The sequence below is a fragment of the Rhizobium sp. IY2 genome, from assembly GCF_047532935.1.
Lineage (GTDB): Bacteria > Pseudomonadota > Alphaproteobacteria > Rhizobiales > Rhizobiaceae > Rhizobium > Rhizobium anhuiense.
Map to the genome: position 1 here is coordinate 217,022 of NZ_JBLKNU010000001.1, position 17,059 is coordinate 234,080.

18 protein-coding genes are annotated in these 17,059 nt (G+C 61.0%); 8 read left to right on the forward strand and 10 right to left on the reverse strand.

What is annotated here, in order from left to right:
• Window positions 1-59: 59 nt before the first annotated feature.
• The 3 genes from ACMUVN_RS00985 to hemF all read right to left on the reverse strand — a co-directional run bounded on the left by ACMUVN_RS00985 (window position 60) and on the right by hemF (window position 1,642).
• Window positions 60-245 carry a DUF1059 domain-containing protein gene (locus ACMUVN_RS00985; protein WP_010029983.1) on the reverse strand — a complete coding sequence of 62 codons (186 nt, stop codon included), beginning with the start codon at window positions 243-245 and terminating at the stop codon, window positions 60-62.
• A gap of 112 nt (window positions 246-357) precedes the next feature.
• Entirely contained in the window at window positions 358-627 is a 270-nt protein-coding gene (locus ACMUVN_RS00990) for a hypothetical protein (protein ID WP_028757011.1), read from the reverse strand.
• A gap of 103 nt (window positions 628-730) precedes the next feature.
• Window positions 731-1,642 (reverse strand): oxygen-dependent coproporphyrinogen oxidase, encoded by a 912-nt coding sequence (gene hemF, locus ACMUVN_RS00995; RefSeq protein ID WP_028757012.1) that lies wholly within the window; start codon window positions 1,640-1,642, stop codon window positions 731-733.
• 177 nt (window positions 1,643-1,819) lie between these two features.
• Here hemF and ACMUVN_RS01000 point away from each other — a divergent pair, with 177 nt between their 5' ends.
• Window positions 1,820-2,080, forward strand: a complete 261-nt coding sequence (locus tag ACMUVN_RS01000) for a hypothetical protein (protein WP_017965345.1) — start codon at window positions 1,820-1,822, stop codon at window positions 2,078-2,080.
• Window positions 2,081-2,083: 3 nt separating this feature from the next.
• Here ACMUVN_RS01000 and ACMUVN_RS01005 read toward each other — a convergent pair whose 3' ends face one another.
• Both ACMUVN_RS01005 and ACMUVN_RS01010 read right to left on the reverse strand, forming a co-directional pair.
• On the reverse strand, window positions 2,084-3,730 hold the full coding sequence (locus ACMUVN_RS01005; protein WP_028757013.1) for a Na/Pi cotransporter family protein: 1,647 nt from the start codon (window positions 3,728-3,730) through the stop codon (window positions 2,084-2,086).
• A gap of 215 nt (window positions 3,731-3,945) precedes the next feature.
• On the reverse strand, window positions 3,946-4,407 hold the full coding sequence (locus tag ACMUVN_RS01010; protein WP_028757014.1) for a tRNA (cytidine(34)-2'-O)-methyltransferase: 462 nt from the start codon (window positions 4,405-4,407) through the stop codon (window positions 3,946-3,948).
• Between the two features lie 386 nt (window positions 4,408-4,793).
• Between ACMUVN_RS01010 and ACMUVN_RS01015 the strand changes: the two genes are divergently transcribed.
• Window positions 4,794-6,650 carry an ABC transporter ATP-binding protein gene (locus ACMUVN_RS01015; protein ID WP_028757015.1) on the forward strand — a complete coding sequence of 619 codons (1,857 nt, stop codon included), beginning with the start codon at window positions 4,794-4,796 and terminating at the stop codon, window positions 6,648-6,650.
• An 87-nt stretch (window positions 6,651-6,737) separates the two neighbouring features.
• On the opposite strand, the gene ACMUVN_RS01020 is transcribed toward ACMUVN_RS01015, so the two are convergent.
• On the reverse strand, window positions 6,738-6,968 hold the full coding sequence (locus ACMUVN_RS01020; RefSeq protein WP_028757016.1) for a CopG family ribbon-helix-helix protein: 231 nt from the start codon (window positions 6,966-6,968) through the stop codon (window positions 6,738-6,740).
• A 162-nt stretch (window positions 6,969-7,130) separates the two neighbouring features.
• Between ACMUVN_RS01020 and ACMUVN_RS01025 the strand changes: the two genes are divergently transcribed.
• The gene (locus tag ACMUVN_RS01025; protein ID WP_097542077.1) at window positions 7,131-9,044 is read left to right on the forward strand and encodes an ABC transporter ATP-binding protein; all 1,914 of its coding nucleotides are present in this window, start codon (window positions 7,131-7,133) and stop codon (window positions 9,042-9,044) included.
• Here ACMUVN_RS01025 and ACMUVN_RS01030 read toward each other — a convergent pair.
• Window positions 9,000-9,932, reverse strand: a complete 933-nt coding sequence (locus ACMUVN_RS01030; RefSeq protein WP_063474523.1) for an endonuclease/exonuclease/phosphatase family protein — start codon at window positions 9,930-9,932, stop codon at window positions 9,000-9,002. The genes ACMUVN_RS01025 and ACMUVN_RS01030 overlap by 45 nt on opposite strands.
• A gap of 284 nt (window positions 9,933-10,216) precedes the next feature.
• Between ACMUVN_RS01030 and petA the strand changes: the two genes are divergently transcribed.
• The 4 genes from petA (at window position 10,217) to ACMUVN_RS01050 (ending at window position 13,657) form a co-directional block, all read left to right on the forward strand.
• Entirely contained in the window at window positions 10,217-10,795 is a 579-nt protein-coding gene (gene petA, locus ACMUVN_RS01035; RefSeq protein ID WP_414814794.1) for a ubiquinol-cytochrome c reductase iron-sulfur subunit, read from the forward strand.
• A gap of 14 nt (window positions 10,796-10,809) precedes the next feature.
• Window positions 10,810-12,090, forward strand: a complete 1,281-nt coding sequence (locus ACMUVN_RS01040) for a cytochrome b (RefSeq protein WP_047611266.1) — start codon at window positions 10,810-10,812, stop codon at window positions 12,088-12,090.
• Window positions 12,091-12,115: 25 nt separating this feature from the next.
• Window positions 12,116-13,000, forward strand: a complete 885-nt coding sequence (locus ACMUVN_RS01045) for a cytochrome c1 (protein ID WP_047611264.1) — start codon at window positions 12,116-12,118, stop codon at window positions 12,998-13,000.
• A gap of 114 nt (window positions 13,001-13,114) precedes the next feature.
• A complete protein-coding gene (locus tag ACMUVN_RS01050; protein WP_018243044.1) occupies window positions 13,115-13,657 on the forward strand; it encodes an adenine phosphoribosyltransferase in 543 nt (180 codons plus the stop codon).
• A gap of 24 nt (window positions 13,658-13,681) precedes the next feature.
• Here ACMUVN_RS01050 and ACMUVN_RS01055 read toward each other — a convergent pair whose 3' ends face one another.
• A complete protein-coding gene (locus tag ACMUVN_RS01055) occupies window positions 13,682-14,149 on the reverse strand; it encodes a MaoC family dehydratase (protein ID WP_414814795.1) in 468 nt (155 codons plus the stop codon).
• Entirely contained in the window at window positions 14,146-14,616 is a 471-nt protein-coding gene (locus ACMUVN_RS01060) for a MaoC family dehydratase (RefSeq protein WP_414814796.1), read from the reverse strand. The genes ACMUVN_RS01055 and ACMUVN_RS01060 overlap by 4 nt, the downstream gene beginning before the upstream one ends.
• 81 nt (window positions 14,617-14,697) lie before the next feature.
• On the opposite strand from ACMUVN_RS01060, the gene ACMUVN_RS01065 reads away from it, so the two are divergent.
• A complete protein-coding gene (locus ACMUVN_RS01065) occupies window positions 14,698-15,771 on the forward strand; it encodes a hypothetical protein (protein WP_414814797.1) in 1,074 nt (357 codons plus the stop codon).
• 18 nt (window positions 15,772-15,789) lie between these two features.
• Here ACMUVN_RS01065 and ychF read toward each other — a convergent pair whose 3' ends face one another.
• Window positions 15,790-16,893: a redox-regulated ATPase YchF gene (ychF, locus tag ACMUVN_RS01070; protein WP_097542081.1), complete on the reverse strand. Its 1,104-nt coding sequence runs from the start codon at window positions 16,891-16,893 to the stop codon at window positions 15,790-15,792.
• Window positions 16,894-17,059: the final 166 nt, after the last annotated feature.

Genomic DNA, 17,059 nt, shown 5'->3' on the forward strand with positions numbered 1-17,059 from the left:
GGCGTCGCATCCGTCGGATGCGGCGACTTTGGTCGTTGATATCGATACTCGCCCAGCTATCAGGCGGCGGTCGCTTCGTCGCGGATGCGGGCCTTGATGTTATCAACCATGTTTTCGCGTATGGTCGTTTCGCCGTGGGCCGTCTTCAGGTGCTCGACGGCGCGGCGAACCACTTCTGCGTCATTATCCGCCCGGGTGTGCCAAGCGCAGCCGGGAACGAGCGTGCCGCATTCGAAAAGTCGCATGGTTTTCTCCTCTGTCTGAAACGCAACGGCCATCGCGCTTTCACGCGATTGATGAATGTGCGGAGGAGGAGAAGGTTCCGGCCGGCATAAGATGACGACCGGAGAAGGTCTTTCAGTCGGGCATCGCCCAGGCTTTGTAGGTATCCGAAAGCTGGCCGGGCATGTTGCTGTTGGCGGCCGCGGCTTCGTTCTGCAGCTGTTCCGGTGATTTCCCACCGGCCAGTTGCAGCTTGACCTGCTCGATGAAGCAGGACAGCGGCAAATCCGAGCCGCTCTTGGCCCGCAGTTTCTCCGCGATGCGCGTCAAAAACTCGGATGTGTCGATCGTGCGGGATGTTTCCTGGACATCCGTGGACGTAGGCGAGCCACTTTGTATCGTCATGACAATCCTCCTCCGATTGTTACGCACATACATATAAAGTTAGGACGCGCTGAATTTTCGTGAAGGTCTATCAACTCGAATTTATCGATGAGATATCACAGTCTCACGGCCAACGGACGACGGGGGGCAGCGAGGAGAGAATGGATTCCACATTGCCGCCGGTCTTCAAGCCGAAGATCGTGCCGCGATCATACAGCAGATTGAATTCGACGTAGCGGCCCCGGCGGATCAATTGTTCGTCGCGATCGGCCTCTGTCCACAACTTGTTGAAGTTGGAGCGAACGATCTTCGGATAGACCATGGCGAAGGCCCGGCCGACATCGCGCGTGAAGGCGAAATCGGCGTTCCAGCCGCCGGCTTCCTCGCTCGAATGCAGCCAGTCGTAGAAGATGCCGCCGATGCCGCGGGCCTCATTGCGGTGCTTCAGGAAGAAATATTCGTCGCACCAGGCCTTGTAGGCATCGTAATCGGCGACGGCGTGATTGCGGCAGGCGATCTCCATCGCCTTGTGGAAGAGCTGGCTGTCCTCGTCCTCCTGGGTCCGGCGGCGCGACAGCACCGGCGTCAGGTCGGCGCCGCCGCCGAACCAGCGGCTTGATGTGACCACCATGCGGGTGTTCATATGCACGGCGGGAACGTTGGGGTTCACGGGGTGGGCGATCAGCGAGATGCCCGAGGCCCAGAAACGCGGATCATCCTTGGCACCTGGTATCTGCGTCCGGAAATCCGGGGAGAATTCGCCGTGAACGGTGGAGGTGTGGACGCCGACCTTTTCGAAGACGCGGCCTTCCATCATCGACATCCTGCCACCGCCGCCGGCGCCGTTTTCGCGTGACCAGTCCTTGGCGACGAAGCGGCCGGGTTCCTGGTCGGAGAGCGGCCCTTCCAATTCGTCTTCGATGGCTTCGAAGGAGGCGCAGATCGTATCGCGCAATCCCTCGAACCAATTGCGGGCGGCAGCCTTCTTCTCTTCGATATCGTCAGGCAAGCCGATCGGCAGTTCCGGTCTTTCCATTTGCGCCTCCGGCGGTCACATCCGCTGTGGAAGCGACTCGCTCATTCTTGATTGCGCGCCATGATTAGCAGTTGGCGCAGCATCTCGCCAAGCGTGGCCAAGCACGGCTGGGCGCTTCCAAGATTCGACTCGCAAATCAAGTATTTCGATACTACCTTTTCCCAAGAGGTAGGTTAGATGAAAAAAGTTCCAGGACCTCCATCCTTCGATGGGCTGAAGCGCAGGATAGCGAGACATCGGGCGGAAAATCCTCCGCGCAAGAAGGACCATTTCGTGCGTGAGACATATTGCCTCGGCCTCATGGACGCGCGGGCCAAGGCGCGCGAATGGTTCGACGAATATCCGAAAGCCGCCTACTGGACCGAGGTGGAAAGCTGGCGCCAGCTCGACGGCGACCAGATCGAATTCACGATGCGCCGCCTGCCTTCGGCCGACTGATCGTCACTTCGCAGTGGTGCGTACGCGGCTTTCGATCAAGAGGCCGCTTTCATCCATGATTGGATGCGCGACGGAGACGATGTGGGCGTTGATGCGCTTCAGGTCGCGCAGCATGTCGAGATGCAGCGAACTCGTCTGCAGGCTGTCGGCGCGGCCATCGCGCAGACGTTCGAGGTGGCGCTCGGCAGATTGTTTTTCCATCCGGCGCACCTCGACCTTCACCTCCATCATCTGACGCGCGAGATTGAAATCGCGGGTGACGAAGATCGTCTGGGCGACGCGCAGATTGTCGATCGTCAGATCGAACAACTTGCGCAGTTCCTGATGACCGTCCTCGGAGAATTTCAGGCCAAGCGAGATCTTCTTCGTCACCTGCTCCAACAGGCCCTTCTCGATGATGTCGCCCATATGTTCGAGGTTGATCGCATAGTCGATGACGACGATCGAGCGGCGGGCGTTCTCATCGCTGAGACCCTCGCGGCCAAGTCTGGAGAGATAGACCTTCACTGCCTGCTGCAGTCGGTCGACGCGCTCTTCGAGGGCGGGGATCTCGGCAAGCTTGGATGCGTCGTTGCGCTCGAAGGCTTCGGAGACCCGGATCAGCATGCGCTCGATCAGGTCGCCGACGCCGAGCACTTCGCGGGTGGCGCTGGCGAGGGCCACGACCGGCGTCGAAAGCTCCTGCGCATCCAGATATTTCGGGGCACTGTCAGGCTCGGCCTGATCCGGCACCAGCCTGGCCATCAGGGCGGCGAGCGGCCTGGAGAATGGCCAGGCAACTGCTGCCAGCAGAAGGTTGAAGGCAAGATGCGCATCGACCGGCAGCTTGGCCGGGCCAAAGGGCAGCATCTGGATGAGTTCCGCACCGTAGCCCGCCAGCGGCAGGGCGATGAGACAGCCGAGCGTGCGGATGGCGAGATTGCCGAGAGTGACGCGCCGCGCCGAAGCCGGGCCGGATAATGTCGCGACGACAGGCGGTATCGCACCGCCGAGATTGGCGCCGAGCACGAGCACGATGACGAGTTCGGCAGAGACCACGCCGGCCGAGGCAAGCGACAGGATGAGCACCACCACCGCAAGGCTCGACGAGGACGCAAAGGCGAGTGCCGCCGAGACGATCATTGCCACGGGCAGGGCACCGTCCAGCAGGCCGATGAAGGCCGCAAGGGCGGGAGAGGCGCGCATGGGCTCCGTCGCAAGGCCGAGAAGGTGCAGCGACAGCAGCATCAGCCCGATGCCGATCAGCGCCGTGCCGCCGCCCTGGCTGGTGCTGGAGCGGCCGCGGTAAAGCACGATGCCGGCGAGGATCAGAAGCGGGGAAAGCCATTCGATGCCGGTGGCGACGATCCAGGCTGTGATCGCGGTACCGACATTGGCGCCGAGCAGAACGATCTGCGCCATGCGCGGCTTGATCAGGTCACGTTCGACGAAGGAGGCGGTCATCAGCGCCGTTGCCGTCGAACTCTGCAGCGCGACCGTTGCAACGAGACCCGACAGGAAAGAACGAAGACTGCCGCGCGTACCGGTCGCCAGACCCGTTCTGAGGCGGGCTCCGAAGGCTCTGGATACGCCATCCTTTACCTGCGCGAGGCCGAACAGCAGCAGAGCCACGGCGCCGAACAGGTTGATCATGATGATTGTAGAGTCCATTTTGTTGTTTTTATTCTTCTTTCACAGATCTGGAGAAGTGCTGCTTTCCTCGCATAGCTATTCCAACTTATTGAAATCATGGAGGCCAATATTGAATTTTTGATTGCCCGGCTAATAAATATACGCTGGTTTCACAGATAGACAACGCTATTTTGCGACATATTCTGGAGCGGATCGGCAATTCCGCAGGCTTTGCTCCGCCGGCGCCGCGTTCGTCAGGTCCAGACGGTTTGGCGCATTGCCTCACCGACGATCATGGCGGCCGAAACAGCGACGTTGATCGAGCGCTGGCCGTCGACCATTGGGATCAGGATGCGTGCATCGGCTGCTTCATGGACCTGATCCGGCACGCCGGCGCTTTCGCGGCCGAAGAGCAGGATATCGTCCGGGCGGAAGGCAAAATCAGTGTAGCGCTCCGCCGCCTTGGTCGAGGCGAGGATCAGGCGGCCGCCGGTGGTCAGGCGCCACGCTTCGAAGCGGTCCCAATTGACATGGCGGGTGAGGGCCGCGGCGGCGATATAATCCATGCCGGCCCGTTTCAGGTTGCGGTCGGACACATCGAAGCCGGCGGGCTCGATCAAATCGACCGCGAAGCCAAGGCAGGCGGCAAGGCGCAGGATCGTGCCGGTATTGCCAGGAATATCCGGCTGATAGAGTGCCAGTCTGAGTAAAGTCATGATGCGCCGTCTTTCCGCTTTCGCCGTCAAAGGCCTAATGCAACTGTGATTTCGGCGCAACAGGGCGCGTTTTGACCAGGAAACGTTCAATTTACGGCAATAGAGGGCTGGAATTTTCGCGATTTTCGCGTTATCCATGCCTATCTTCAATCGCCAGCAGGGAGGGTCACAATGAATATTTTGCTCGATATGCGCCTTCCCGCCGTGATGCCGATTAAGGCGACACGCCGCCGCTAGTGCGCATTTCTTTCTGAAATCCCCCCTTTTGATCCATTGTGCGGCTGTTTCGGCCTCGCCCCTTGAACGTTCGGTTCCCATATGTGCTTGCATGGCGCTGGGATGGCGCGAAGCCGGGAGCCGAAACGCTGACGTTTCGGAGCAATTTCATGTTTGGCTGGTTCGAACAGCGACTCAATCCCTTTCCGAGCGAGGAGCCTGTCGCCCCGCCGAAGGGTCTCTTTGCCTTCTGCTGGCATTACAGCAAGCCGGCAGCCCCCTGGCTCGGCCTGATGGCGCTGCTGACAGCGCTGATCGCCGTCGGCGAAGTGGCGCTGTTCCAGTTCCTGGGCGACATCGTCGACTGGCTGACCAATGCCGACCGCGCCACCTTCCTGCAGACGGAGGGTCACAAGCTTTTCTGGATGGCGGCGCTTGTGCTGGTCGGTCTGCCGCTGACGGCGGGGCTCGATTCTCTCATCATGCATCAGATGATGCTCGGCAATTATCCGATGATCGCACGCTGGCAGATGCACCGCTTCCTGCTGCGCCACAGCATGTCGTTCTTCGCCAACGAGTTTGCCGGGCGTGTCGCCACCAAGGTGATGCAGACGTCGCTCGCCGTGCGCGAGACGGTGATGAAGATCCTCGACGTCTTCGTCTATGTCGTGACGTACTTCCTGACGATGATCATCGTCATCGCAGCGGCCGACTGGCGGCTGATGATCCCGATCCTCGTCTGGCTCGCCGTCTATATCAGCATCGTCGCCTATTTCGTGCCACGGCTTCGCAAGATCGCGGCCGCCCAGGCGGATGCGCGCTCGATGATGACGGGGCGCGTGGTCGACAGCTATACGAATATCGCCACCGTCAAGCTGTTTTCGCATGCGGGCCGCGAGGAGGTCTATGCCAAGGAGGGCATGGATGAGTTCCTGCAGACCGTGCACAAGCAGATGCGCAAGGTGACGCTCTTCCACATCAGCGTCTATCTGAACAACTGCGTTGCGCTCTTCGTCATTTCGGGCCTGTCGATCTGGTTCTGGCTGAACGGAGCGATCTCCGTCGGCGCCATCGCCATCGCCATTGGTCTTGCCATGCGCGTCAACGGCATGTCGCAATGGATCATGTGGGAAGTCTCGGCGCTGTTCGAGAATATCGGCACGGTCTATGACGGCATGGAGATGATGAGCAAGCAACACGACATCGTCGACAAGCCGGGTGCGCCCACCTTGACGGCGAAGAAGGGCGCGATCCACTACGACCGCATCCGCTTCCACTACGGCAAGAGCAAGGGTGTCATCGACAATCTGTCGCTCGACATCAAGGCGGGCGAGAAGGTCGGCCTGGTCGGCCGCTCCGGCGCCGGTAAGACGACGCTGATGAACCTGCTGCTGCGCTTCTACGACCTGGAGGCCGGCCGCATCACCATCGACGGGCAGGACATCGCCGGCGTCTCGCAGGAAAGCCTGCGCTCGCTGATCGGCGTGGTGACGCAGGATACGTCGCTGCTGCATCGCTCGATCCGCGACAACATCGCCTATGGCCGTCCCGATGCCTCGGACGTCGAGATAATCGAGGCCGCCAAACGTGCGAATGCCTGGGAGTTCATCGAAGGCCTCGTCGACATGCAGGGCCGCGAGGGGCTCGACGCGCAGGTCGGCGAACGCGGCGTCAAGCTGTCTGGCGGTCAGCGGCAGCGCATCGCGATCGCCCGCGTTTTCCTGAAGGACGCGCCGATCCTGGTGCTTGACGAGGCAACTTCGGCGCTCGATTCGGAAGTCGAAGCGGCAATCCAGGAGAACCTCTTTGCCCTGATGGAGGGCAAGACGGTGATCGCGATCGCCCACCGGCTTTCGACGCTGACGGAGATGGACCGGCTGATCGTGCTCGACAAGGGCCGGATCATCGAGGCCGGCTCGCACAGCGAACTGATCGAGGGCGGCGGTATCTATGCCGACCTCTGGAACCGCCAGTCCGGCGGCTTCCTCTCCGATCACGCCGAGGAAGCGGAAGAGGCTGCGGAATAAGATGAAAGAGGCCCTCCCTGCGAAAGCGGGGAGGGCCTCTTGAATTCTCAGGGTCGCTTCGAATTTGCCGGCGCGTTTGCTATCCGTTCAAAGGCTGTCGGCCCAGTCGATCGCGCGGTGATGTTCGATCAGGACGATGGTGTTGGCGGCGGCGATCGTGCGCAGCGCCGTGATGCGGCGGCGCTCCTCCTGGTCGATCCAGGCGGTGATGGCCTCGGTGACGATTTCGTCGCGCGGCTGCGCCAGGTCGATGGCCAGGGCATCCAGCCTCTCTGCAAGCGGAAGCGGAATATGCGCATCGAGCATTTTCGTTTCCATGGACCTTCTCTCCGGTGACACGCGATCGTAACGTCAGATTGTGACGGGTTCGGGGGCAGTCAATGGCGATGCCGCCGATGTTATCGTTTATTACAAAAATATAAGATTGCGTCCGCTTTTCATTCTCTTTGCCGCTCCCCTCAATCCGCCTATATCGCTTCTATGTTCCTGCGCCCCATCCTCCGCCTGTTCGAAACCTGGATCGATCCGTTCCGTCCACGCGCCAATCTCCAGCCGCCGCGCTCGACGCTCGGCTTCGTCTGGTTCTATATCGGCCAGGCGAGGATGCCGTTCATCGCCATGCTCGTTCTCGGCGGGACATCGGCGGCAATCGAGGCGGCGCTCTTCTGGTTCGTCGGCCGGCTGGTCGATATCCTCGGCAGTATCAAGCCCGGCGCCGGCTGGAGCGGACTTCTCGCAGCCCATGGCGGCGAACTGTTCGGCATGCTCGCCCTCATCGGGGTCGTGCGCTTCGTCGTCGCCTTCCTGATCGCGCTCGTCGATCAGCAGGTGATCACGCCTGGTTTCTATAATCTAGCACGCTGGCAGTCCTATCTCCATGTCTCCCGCCAGTCTTTATCGTTCTTTCAGAGCGATTTCTCCGGACGTATCGTCACCAAGGTCTGGTCGGCCGGGCAGGCAACCGGCGATCTCGTCACCTCGCTGATGGAAAGCGTCTGGTTCGTCGGCATCTATGCCGTAACGACGCTCGTGCTCGTCGCCCGGCTGGACTTCTCCCTTGCCGCCGTCGTGCTGTTCTGGCTTGGCGCCTTCAGCCTGCTTGCCCGCCACTTCGTTCCGCGAATTCGCCATCATTCCCGCGAAACGGCGGAAGCCGGATCGATGCTGAATGGCCGGATGGTCGATTCCTACAGCAACATGCAGACGTTGAAGCTGTTTGCGCGCGATGAGGAGAGCGACCGCTATATGCGGCAGGGCTTCGATATCTATCAGGATACGGTGCTGCGTTTCACGCGGTTCATCACTGGTGTCAGGGCCTCCATGGCGCTGCTCTCCGGCCTGATGATCGTGACGATGGCGGGGCTGAGCGTCGACTTGTGGCTGCGCGGCCTGGTCAGTTCCGGTGCTGTGGCATTCTCGTTGGCGCTGGTGCTCCGGCTGAATTTCCTGCTCGGACGGCTGATGACGCAGTTCAACGGCATCATGCGCAATCTCGGCACCATCCAGAACGCCGCCGAACTGATCTCGCAGCCGCTGGGGCTCGTCGACCGGGCCGATGCCAAAAACCTGGTGATCCGCCATCCCGGCATCCGCTTCGACAATGTTTCCTTCCGCTACGGCAAGGGTCATCAGCCGGTCGTCGAGAATTTCTCTCTGACCATCCGACCGGGCGAAAAGGTCGGAATCGTCGGCCGTTCGGGCGCGGGGAAGTCGACCCTGATGAACCTGCTTCTAAGACTCTACGACATCCAGGACGGCCGCATTCTCATCGACGGCCAGGATATTGCAGCCGTGACGCAGGAATCGCTCAGGATGCAGATCGGCGTCGTCAGCCAGGACACTTCGCTGCTGCACCGTTCGGTGCGTGACAATATCCTGTTCGGACGGCCGGATGCCGGCGAGGAGGGGCTGGTCGAGGCGGCCAAGCGCGCCGAAGCCATCGACTTCATCGCCCGCCTGCAGGATCAGCAGGGCCGCAGAGGTTTCGATGCGCATGTCGGAGAGCGCGGTGTCAAACTGTCTGGCGGGCAGCGCCAGCGCATCGCCATTGCCCGCGTCATGCTGAAGGATGCCCCGATCCTTGTTCTCGACGAGGCGACGTCGGCGCTCGATTCGGAGGTGGAGGAAGCGATCCAGTCCAATCTCCACCGGATCATGGAAGGCAAGACGGTGCTTGCGATCGCCCATCGGCTGTCGACGATCGCCGCACTCGACCGGCTGATCGTCGTCGATCTCGGCCGGATCATCGAGGAGGGCAGCCATGACGAACTGCTTCGCCGCGGTGGGCTCTATGCCGAACTTTGGGCACGCCAGTCCGGCGGCTTCCTCGCGACGGACGAGGATGTGGGCTCAAGGGTCGACGACGAATTCCGCCATGAGGCCAAAATGGTTTGATCCGAAACTGTCCTCGATGCGGCGGACCGATTTCAGCCGCAGGGGCGCCCTGCTGAAGATATGATCGATCGGAATGCCGAAAGCACCGGCGCGGATTGGCCATGTCGCCGGCTCCAGCGATGCCGTGCCCAGGCCCTGGCTGCGCATGAGATACTGCACGTCGGGCGCCAGAATCGACGTATTGAAATCACCGGCAAGAACGAGCGGTCCCGGCAGGGAAGGGATAATCTCCGCGAGGTCTGCGATCTCAAGGCCGTGGAATTCGTCGTAATAGGGTTTGGTCAGGTGCGCGGCGAGGAAATTGACCTTCTGGCCGTCGAAATCGATCGTCGAGATCGTCAGCCGGTTGCGCCATAGGAGCCCGAGGCTGCGGATACGAGGTTCGATAAGCGGGCGCTTCGACAGGACCAGCGTATCGCATTGCTCCATGCCGACACCGCAGCCGATGTAATAAGGGTAGGTCTTCAACAGCCGCGGCAATTCCGACAGCAGCGGTTCGGCCTCCAGGATGTTGACGACGTCGGCGCCTGAGGCAATGGCCATGTCGGCGATCGCTGCCCCGTTCGCGAAATTATCGTTCTCGATATTGAAGGACATCAGCTTGAAGAGGACCGGGCGGCTTTGATCGACCGCGGGCTCGACGAATTCGCGCATCATCACGGCGCCGTGGACGGCAAGAACCAGCGATACGCCGAGCGTCAGAAACCCATACCAGTGCCGCTTGACGAGAAGGGCCGCGATCGAGGCGGCCGCCGCGGCCGCCGCCAGATGGAGCTGGAAGCTGTAAAAGAAGGAAAGCAGGTAGAAATCTTTGACATAGCGCAGAGAGACGATGGCGAGGACGAGGGTGGTGAGGACGCTGAATACGCAAAAAATCGTGTCTCTCATCCGCTCCGGTCCGGCTCGCTGGCGTGGTTGTGACTGCGCCTATCACGCCGGCTTTTTTGTTGCAATGCAACATAATGGCGAGCGCGTGTTTGCCTTAAAAAATTCATCCGAAATTTCCCGCGACATTGTGCCCTCATCCCCTTGTCAAGGCTGGACATAATTTGCGATCAAGCATAGAACGCGCCGGATTGCCGGGGAATCTATGGCCGAATTGTGTCCAGAGAGATTCGCCGGTAGAGGGGGTAGGGCGGAATTCCGCGAAAATTGCGCAGAGGATGTTAGCCGTGAGCGAACACGAAACGACAAGCGAGGGCATGGGCGAACCCACTCGCCGTGATTTCCTTTATCTCACCACTGGTATGGCAGGCGCCGTCGGCGCCGTTTCGGTCGCTTGGCCGTTCATCGATCAGATGCGTCCTGATGCTTCGACGCTCGCTCTCGCCTCCATCGAAGTCGACGTTGCCAGCCTCGAGCCGGGCATGTCGCTGACGGTCAAATGGCGCGGCAAGCCGATCTTCATCCGTAACCGTACCGCGGAAGAAGTGACGGCCGCAGCCGATGTTCTGCTGTCGGACCTCAAGGATCCGGTCGCGCGCAATGCAAACCTTCCTGTCGACGCTCAGGCAACGGGTGTTGACCGTTCGGGCGGCAAGGGCAAGGAAAACTGGATCGTCATGATCGGCACCTGCACACATCTCGGCTGCGTGCCGCTCGGCCAGGCCGGCGAATACAATGGTTGGTTCTGTCCCTGCCATGGCTCGGTCTACGACACGGCCGGCCGTATTCGTAAGGGTCCTGCGCCGCAGAACCTGGCGATTCCGACCTTTTCATTTTTGTCCGATACCAAAATCAAGATCGGTTGAGGGGAGACTGATTAATGAGTGGCCATTCCAGCTACGAGCCATCAACCGGCCTCGAGAAATGGGTCGATGCGCGCCTTCCGCTGCCGCGCATGGTCTATGACAGCTTCATCGCCTATCCGGTTCCGCGTAACCTGAACTATGCCTACACCTTCGGCGCCATGCTCGCCGTCATGCTGGTGGTGCAGATCCTGACGGGTGTCACGCTCGCCATGCACTACGCCGCCGACACGACGATCGCCTTCAACTCCGTTGAAAAGATCATGCGCGACGTCAACCACGGCTGGCTGCTGCGCTACATGCATGCCAACGGTGCATCCTTCTTCTTCGTCGCCGTCTACCTGCACATCGCCCGCGGTCTTTACTACGGCTCCTACAAGGCGCCGCGCGAAATCCTCTGGATCCTTGGCGTGGTCATCTACCTCCTGATGATGGCGACCGGTTTCATGGGCTACGTCCTGCCCTGGGGCCAGATGTCCTTTTGGGGTGCGACGGTCATTACCGGCTTCTTCTCGGCTTTCCCGCTGGTCGGCGAATGGATCCAGCAGTTCCTGCTCGGCGGCTTTGCCGTCGACCAGCCGACGCTGAACCGCTTCTTCTCGCTGCACTACCTGCTGCCCTTCATGATCGCCGGCGTCGTCGTCCTGCACATCTGGGCGCTGCATGTCGTCGGCCAGACCAACCCGACGGGCGTCGAGGTCAAGACGAAGACCGACACGGTTCGCTTCACGCCCTATGCGACGATGAAGGATGCGCTCGGCGTTTCGGTCTTCCTGCTGGTCTATGCCTATTTCGTCTTCTACCTGCCGAACTTCCTCGGCCATGCCGACAACTACATCCCGGCTGACCCGTTGAAGACGCCGGCCCACATCGTTCCGGAATGGTACTTCCTGCCCTTCTACGCGATGCTGCGCTCGATCACCTTCAACATCGGCCCGATCGACTCCAAGCTCGGCGGCGTGCTGGTGATGTTCGGCGCGATCATCGTGCTGTTCTTCCTGCCGTGGCTCGATACCTCGAAGGTCCGTTCGGCCGTCTACCGCCCCTGGTACAAGCTGTTCTACTGGCTGTTCGTGATCAATGCGATCATCCTCGGCTGGCTCGGTTCGCAGCCGGCGGAAGGGCTGTTCACCACGATCTCGCAGATCTGCACACTCCTCTACTTCGCTTTCTTCCTGGTCGCGATGCCAGTTCTAGGCCTGGTGGAAACGCCGCGCCGTATCCCGAACTCGATCACCGAAGCGGTGCTCGAAAAGCGCAACAAGACAGCTGCCGCCAGTGCAGCGGCCAATGCGTAAGCGCGCGACGGAAGGGAATAGAAATATGAAAACGCTTGTTGCAAGCATTCTGCCGCTCGCCGTCGCTGTCGTTCTCGGCAGCGCAGCTTTCGCCGAGGAAGCGGCGCCCGCGAATGGAGCAGCACCTGCCCATCACGAGGAAGGCGCGACGCCGCACTATCCGCTGAAGGAGCCGAAAGAGGAAGAATGGAGCTTTGCCGGACCGTTCGGTCATTACGACAAGGCTCAGCTTCAGCGCGGCCTCAAAGTTTATACCGAAGTCTGTTCCGCCTGCCATTCGATGAACCTTGTGCCTTTCCGCATGCTCGACGAGCTCGGTTATTCCGAGGCGCAGGTGAAGGCTTTCGCCGCGAATTACGAGGTCCAGGATGGCCCGAACGCCGCCGGCGAGATGTTTACCCGCAAGGCGGTCCCTTCCGATCACTTCCCGTCGCCTTTCCCCAATGCGGAAGCGGCGGCTGCTTCCAACAATGGCGCGGCTCCGCCCGACTTTTCGTTGATCGCAAAGGCCCGCGAGGTCGAGCGCGGTTTCCCGCAATTCGTCTTCGATATCTTCACCCAATATCAGGAAAGCGGACCGGACTACATCCACTCGCTGCTGACCGGCTATGAAGAGCCGCCGGCCGGTTTCCAGGTGCCTCAGGGTGGACATTATAACCCTTATTTCCATGCCGCCGCCGTCCTCGCCATGCCGAAGCCGCTCTCCGACGGCCAGGTGACCTATGACGACGGCGCGCCGGCGACCGTCGAGCAGTATTCCAGGGACGTTTCCGCCTTCCTGATGTGGGCCGCCGAGCCGCATCTCGAAGAGCGCAAGCGCACCGGCTTCATGGTCATGATCTTCCTGGCGATCTTCACGGTGCTGATCTACCTGACGAAGCGCTCGGTTTACGCCAACAAGGAACACTGAGCGTTCCCTACCGGAATTCGAAAGGCGGCTTGCAGGCCGCCTTTTTTGTTGGTTCCATTCCTGTCAATTGATAGGGTGCGGCCAGTTTCATGCGCTCGCAGATATGGATTTTCCATGGACAATACGACTTCGGAGCTCGCAGCCAGCATCCGCTCCATTCCCGACTATCCCAAGCCGGGCATCATCTTCCGTGACATTACCACGCTGCTCGGCAACCCCCGCGCTTTCCGCCGAGCAGTCGACGAACTCGTGCAGCCCTATGCGGGCATGAAGATCGACAAGATCGCCGGCATGGAGGCGCGCGGCTTCATCCTCGGCGGCGCGGTGGCGCACCAGCTTTCCTCGGGCTTTGTGCCGATCCGCAAGAAGGGCAAGCTGCCGCACGAGACCGTGCGCATCGCCTACAGCCTGGAATATGGCGTCGACGAGATGGAGATGCATCGCGATGCGGTGCAGCCCGGCGAGAAGGTGATCCTGGTCGACGACCTTATCGCTACCGGCGGCACGGCGGTGGGTGCCACGAAGCTGCTGCGCCAAATCGGCGCCGAAGTGGTCGGCGCCTGCTTCGTCATCGATCTGCCGGATCTCGGCGGCCGCAAGAAGCTGGAAGAGCTCGGCGTCGTCGTGCACACGCTGGTCGAATTCTCCGGTCACTGAGTCCGTGGCTACTATGCGGCAGCGTTAGTCGAATTCGAGCACACTGCTTTCGAAGCGGATGACGGCATCGCCGTTTTGATTGACGCCCTCGCAGAGGATGGTGTTGAGGTGCCAGCCCGGCCGCGACGCGAGCGGCCGGCTGGCGAGGAAGGCGACGGAATAGGTGACGACGTCGCCTGCGAAGACCGGCCGCAGCCATTGCAACTTCTGGAAGCCGGGCGAGGGGCCGAGGTTCGGCGACGTCAGGCCCTTTTGCGCGAGTGCAGCGCTCTGCCTTTCCCAAAAGGCGAGGAAGGTCCGCATCCAGGCGGCCGTGGTGTGCCAGCCCGAAGCGCAGAGGCCGCCGAAGAGCGTGTCTTTGGCGGCTTCCTTGTCGATGTGGAAACGCTGCGGATCGTAGCGCGTCGCGAATCGGATGATGGTTTCTTCGGTAAATGCGTAGCTGCCGATCTCGACCTTCTCGCCGACGGCGTAAAGTTCCGACATTCTCATGCTGACAGCTCCGAGGTGGGACGCATACGGATCATCACCGAATTCTCCGAGACGCAGACGAGTTCGCCGCTCTGGTTTCCGACCTCATGACGAAACTTGACGATGCCCATGCCGAGGCGCGAGCGCATCGGCCGGGCTTCGAGGACGATCGAATGGCCAGACAGCGTGTCGCCGGCAAGCACCGGCTTGCGCCATTCCATCAGATCGACGCCCGGTGCACCCTCGCAGAGCGAATGCAGCACATAGCTGTCGGCCATCATGCGCATGAACATCGAAGAGGTGTGCCATCCGGACGCGGCGAGCCCCCCGAGAATGCTGGCGCGGCCGGCCGCCTCATCGAGATGCATCGGCTGCGGGTCGAATTCGCTTGCGAACTCAATGATTTCCTCGGCGATTACCAGCTTCGGACCGAGCGCGAAGCGGCGGCCGGGCTGGAAATCCTCGAAGGAAAGCTTTTCTGCCGACATTCGCTCCTCCCGCCATATGCAGCGCACAATGCTTACAATAGCATCCGCGCGGGCTCAATGATTCCGGGGAGATAAACCGGCATGACGGAACTGAGGTCGATACTCGATGAAGCGGTGCGCCAGGGACTGATTTCGCCGGAGGCCGGAGAGCGGCTTCTGCCGTTTCTGATCGCGCACGGTGTGGCCGTCGCCGAGGCGCAGCCGGCAATGGCGGCTGAAGGACAGGCCTGGTCGGATACGGAGACGCCGCGTTTCGTGCGCGGCTTCCACGACGTGCTGATCACCATCGGCGTCGTCGTGGCGCTCGGCGGCCTCTGGGGGCTTGCGCCGCTTTACGCGGTGCCGCCCGCTATCCTCGTGCTTTCGGAAATTCTCGTGCGGCGTCAGCGGCTCGCCCTGCCGGCCGTCGGCTTGACGATCGCGCTGTTCTGCTGGACATTTTTGCTGATGTCCCGTGTCTTTACGCCGTGGACCTTCGAGATAGGGGCGGACCTCACGCAGTTCATTGCCGGCTTCCCGATCCTTCTCGGCATCTACTATGCCCGCTATCGCGTGCCCTTGACGCTGGCGCTCGCCATCATGTCGATACTTGCCCTGGTGCTCACCCTGCTTTTACGTTTAGCGCAATGGCTAAGCGGCAATCCCGCATTTTTCGTCGACCATCTTGCCCTGCTGGCTGCGGTGTCCCTCGTCTGCGCGCTCGGCCTCTTCGCGATGGCGCTCTGTTTCGATCTCGGCGACCGGCTGCGCCGGACGACGCGCTCGGATATTGCTTTCTGGCTGCATCTAGGTGCGGCGCCGGCGCTGCTCTACAGCACCGTTTCTCTGCTGTCTCTAGGAGAAGGCGGCCGTATCTTCGACCTGGCGAACATGTCGGCCCGGACCCCCGTGGTCGTCGCGACCGTGGCGGCGCTGATGCTGATCGGTCTGATCATCGATCGCCGCGCTTTCGTCACCTCGGGGCTGCTATCACTCGGTGTTGCGATCTTCAGCGTCTTCCGGCACGGAAGCGCGACTGTCGACACCTACATCTTCACGACGCTGATCGTCGTGGGCGCGATCGTTCTCATTATCGGAACAGGCTGGATGCCACTGCGACGGCTGGTGCTGCGGGCACTGCCCCCTGCAATCGCAAACAGGCTGCCGCCTGGTTAGGGCGGCAGCATTTCTTATTTAGGTGTTGAAGCGGAAATGGATGACGTCGCCGTCCTGGACGACGTATTCCTTGCCTTCGTCACGCGCCTTGCCGGCATCCTTGGCGCCGACTTCGCCGTTGTATTTGATGTAATCGTCATAGGCGATGGTGTTGGCGCGGATGAAGCCGCGTTCGAAATCCGAATGGATAACGCCGGCGGCCTGCGGCGCCTTGGTGCCGCGCTCGATCGTCCAGGCCCGCGTTTCCTTCGGGCCGACGGTGAAATAGGTGATGAGGTGGAGCAGCTTGTAGCCGGCGCGGATCAGCCGGTCGAGGCCCGCCTCGTCAAGGTCGAGGGCGGAGAGGAATTCCTTGGCTTCATCCTCGGGAAGCTGGGCGACCTCGGCCTCGATCGCCGCCGAGATGACGACGGTTTCGGCACCCTGTTCCCGAGCCATAACGGCGACAGCCTCGGTGAATTCATTGCCTGTCGAAGCCTCGGCCTCAGCGACGTTGCAGACATAGAGGACCGGATGCGAGGTCAGAAGGTTGAGGCCCTTGAGGATGGCGATTTCCTCGGCATCGAGCGTCGACAGCAGCGTGCGTACCGGCTTGCCCTCGTTGAGCAGTTTCAGCGAGGCTTCCATGATCGGCAGCATCGCCATCGAATCCTTGTCCTTGCTGGTGGCGCGCTTGCGCGTCTGCTCGGTGCGGCGCTCCAGGCTTTCGAGATCGGCGAGCATCAGCTCCGTCTCGATCGTCTCGGCATCGGCGACGGGATTGATGCGGCCTTCGACATGGGTGATGTCGCTGTCTTCGAAGCAGCGCAGCACGTGGACGATGGCATCGACCTCGCGGATATTGGCGAGGAACTGGTTGCCGAGACCTTCACCCTTCGAGGCGCCGCGCACAAGGCCGGCAATGTCGACGAAGGAGATGCGGGTCGGGATCAGTTCCTTCGACTTGGCGATGTCGGCAAGCTTGCGCATGCGCGGATCGGGCACGGCGACTTCGCCGGTGTTCGGCTCGATGGTGCAGAAGGGATAGTTTGCCGCTTGCGCAGCCGCCGTCTTGGTGAGCGCGTTGAAGAGGGTCGATTTGCCGACGTTCGGCAGACCGACGATGCCGCATTTGAAGCCCATGGCTAAAACCTGCTGTTCTTGAATTCCTTGCTGGTGCCTATGGGATAAAGGAGCAATATGGTCAAGTCTTAGAGAGCTTTTACCGCTGCTCACTTGCCGATGGACCGGTGCTGGCCTATTTTTGAATGCGACTGAGATTTTCGACGCATTGCGGATTTCACCAGAA

Coding starts and splice junctions, on each gene's coding strand:
- ACMUVN_RS00985 (WP_010029983.1), bottom strand. CDS start 245: ATGCGACTTTTCGAATGCGGCACGCTCGTTCCCGGCTGCGCTTGGCAC.
- ACMUVN_RS00990 (WP_028757011.1), bottom strand. CDS start 627: ATGACGATACAAAGTGGCTCGCCTACGTCCACGGATGTCCAGGAAACA.
- hemF (WP_028757012.1), bottom strand. CDS start 1,642: ATGGAAAGACCGGAACTGCCGATCGGCTTGCCTGACGATATCGAAGAG.
- ACMUVN_RS01000 (WP_017965345.1), top strand. CDS start 1,820: ATGAAAAAAGTTCCAGGACCTCCATCCTTCGATGGGCTGAAGCGCAGG.
- ACMUVN_RS01005 (WP_028757013.1), bottom strand. CDS start 3,730: ATGGACTCTACAATCATCATGATCAACCTGTTCGGCGCCGTGGCTCTG.
- ACMUVN_RS01010 (WP_028757014.1), bottom strand. CDS start 4,407: ATGACTTTACTCAGACTGGCACTCTATCAGCCGGATATTCCTGGCAAT.
- ACMUVN_RS01015 (WP_028757015.1), top strand. CDS start 4,794: ATGTTTGGCTGGTTCGAACAGCGACTCAATCCCTTTCCGAGCGAGGAG.
- ACMUVN_RS01020 (WP_028757016.1), bottom strand. CDS start 6,968: ATGGAAACGAAAATGCTCGATGCGCATATTCCGCTTCCGCTTGCAGAG.
- ACMUVN_RS01025 (WP_097542077.1), top strand. CDS start 7,131: ATGTTCCTGCGCCCCATCCTCCGCCTGTTCGAAACCTGGATCGATCCG.
- ACMUVN_RS01030 (WP_063474523.1), bottom strand. CDS start 9,932: ATGAGAGACACGATTTTTTGCGTATTCAGCGTCCTCACCACCCTCGTC.
- ACMUVN_RS01040 (WP_047611266.1), top strand. CDS start 10,810: ATGAGTGGCCATTCCAGCTACGAGCCATCAACCGGCCTCGAGAAATGG.
- ACMUVN_RS01045 (WP_047611264.1), top strand. CDS start 12,116: ATGAAAACGCTTGTTGCAAGCATTCTGCCGCTCGCCGTCGCTGTCGTT.
- ACMUVN_RS01050 (WP_018243044.1), top strand. CDS start 13,115: ATGGACAATACGACTTCGGAGCTCGCAGCCAGCATCCGCTCCATTCCC.
- ACMUVN_RS01055 (WP_414814795.1), bottom strand. CDS start 14,149: ATGAGAATGTCGGAACTTTACGCCGTCGGCGAGAAGGTCGAGATCGGC.
- ACMUVN_RS01060 (WP_414814796.1), bottom strand. CDS start 14,616: ATGTCGGCAGAAAAGCTTTCCTTCGAGGATTTCCAGCCCGGCCGCCGC.
- ACMUVN_RS01065 (WP_414814797.1), top strand. CDS start 14,698: ATGACGGAACTGAGGTCGATACTCGATGAAGCGGTGCGCCAGGGACTG.
- ychF (WP_097542081.1), bottom strand. CDS start 16,893: ATGGGCTTCAAATGCGGCATCGTCGGTCTGCCGAACGTCGGCAAATCG.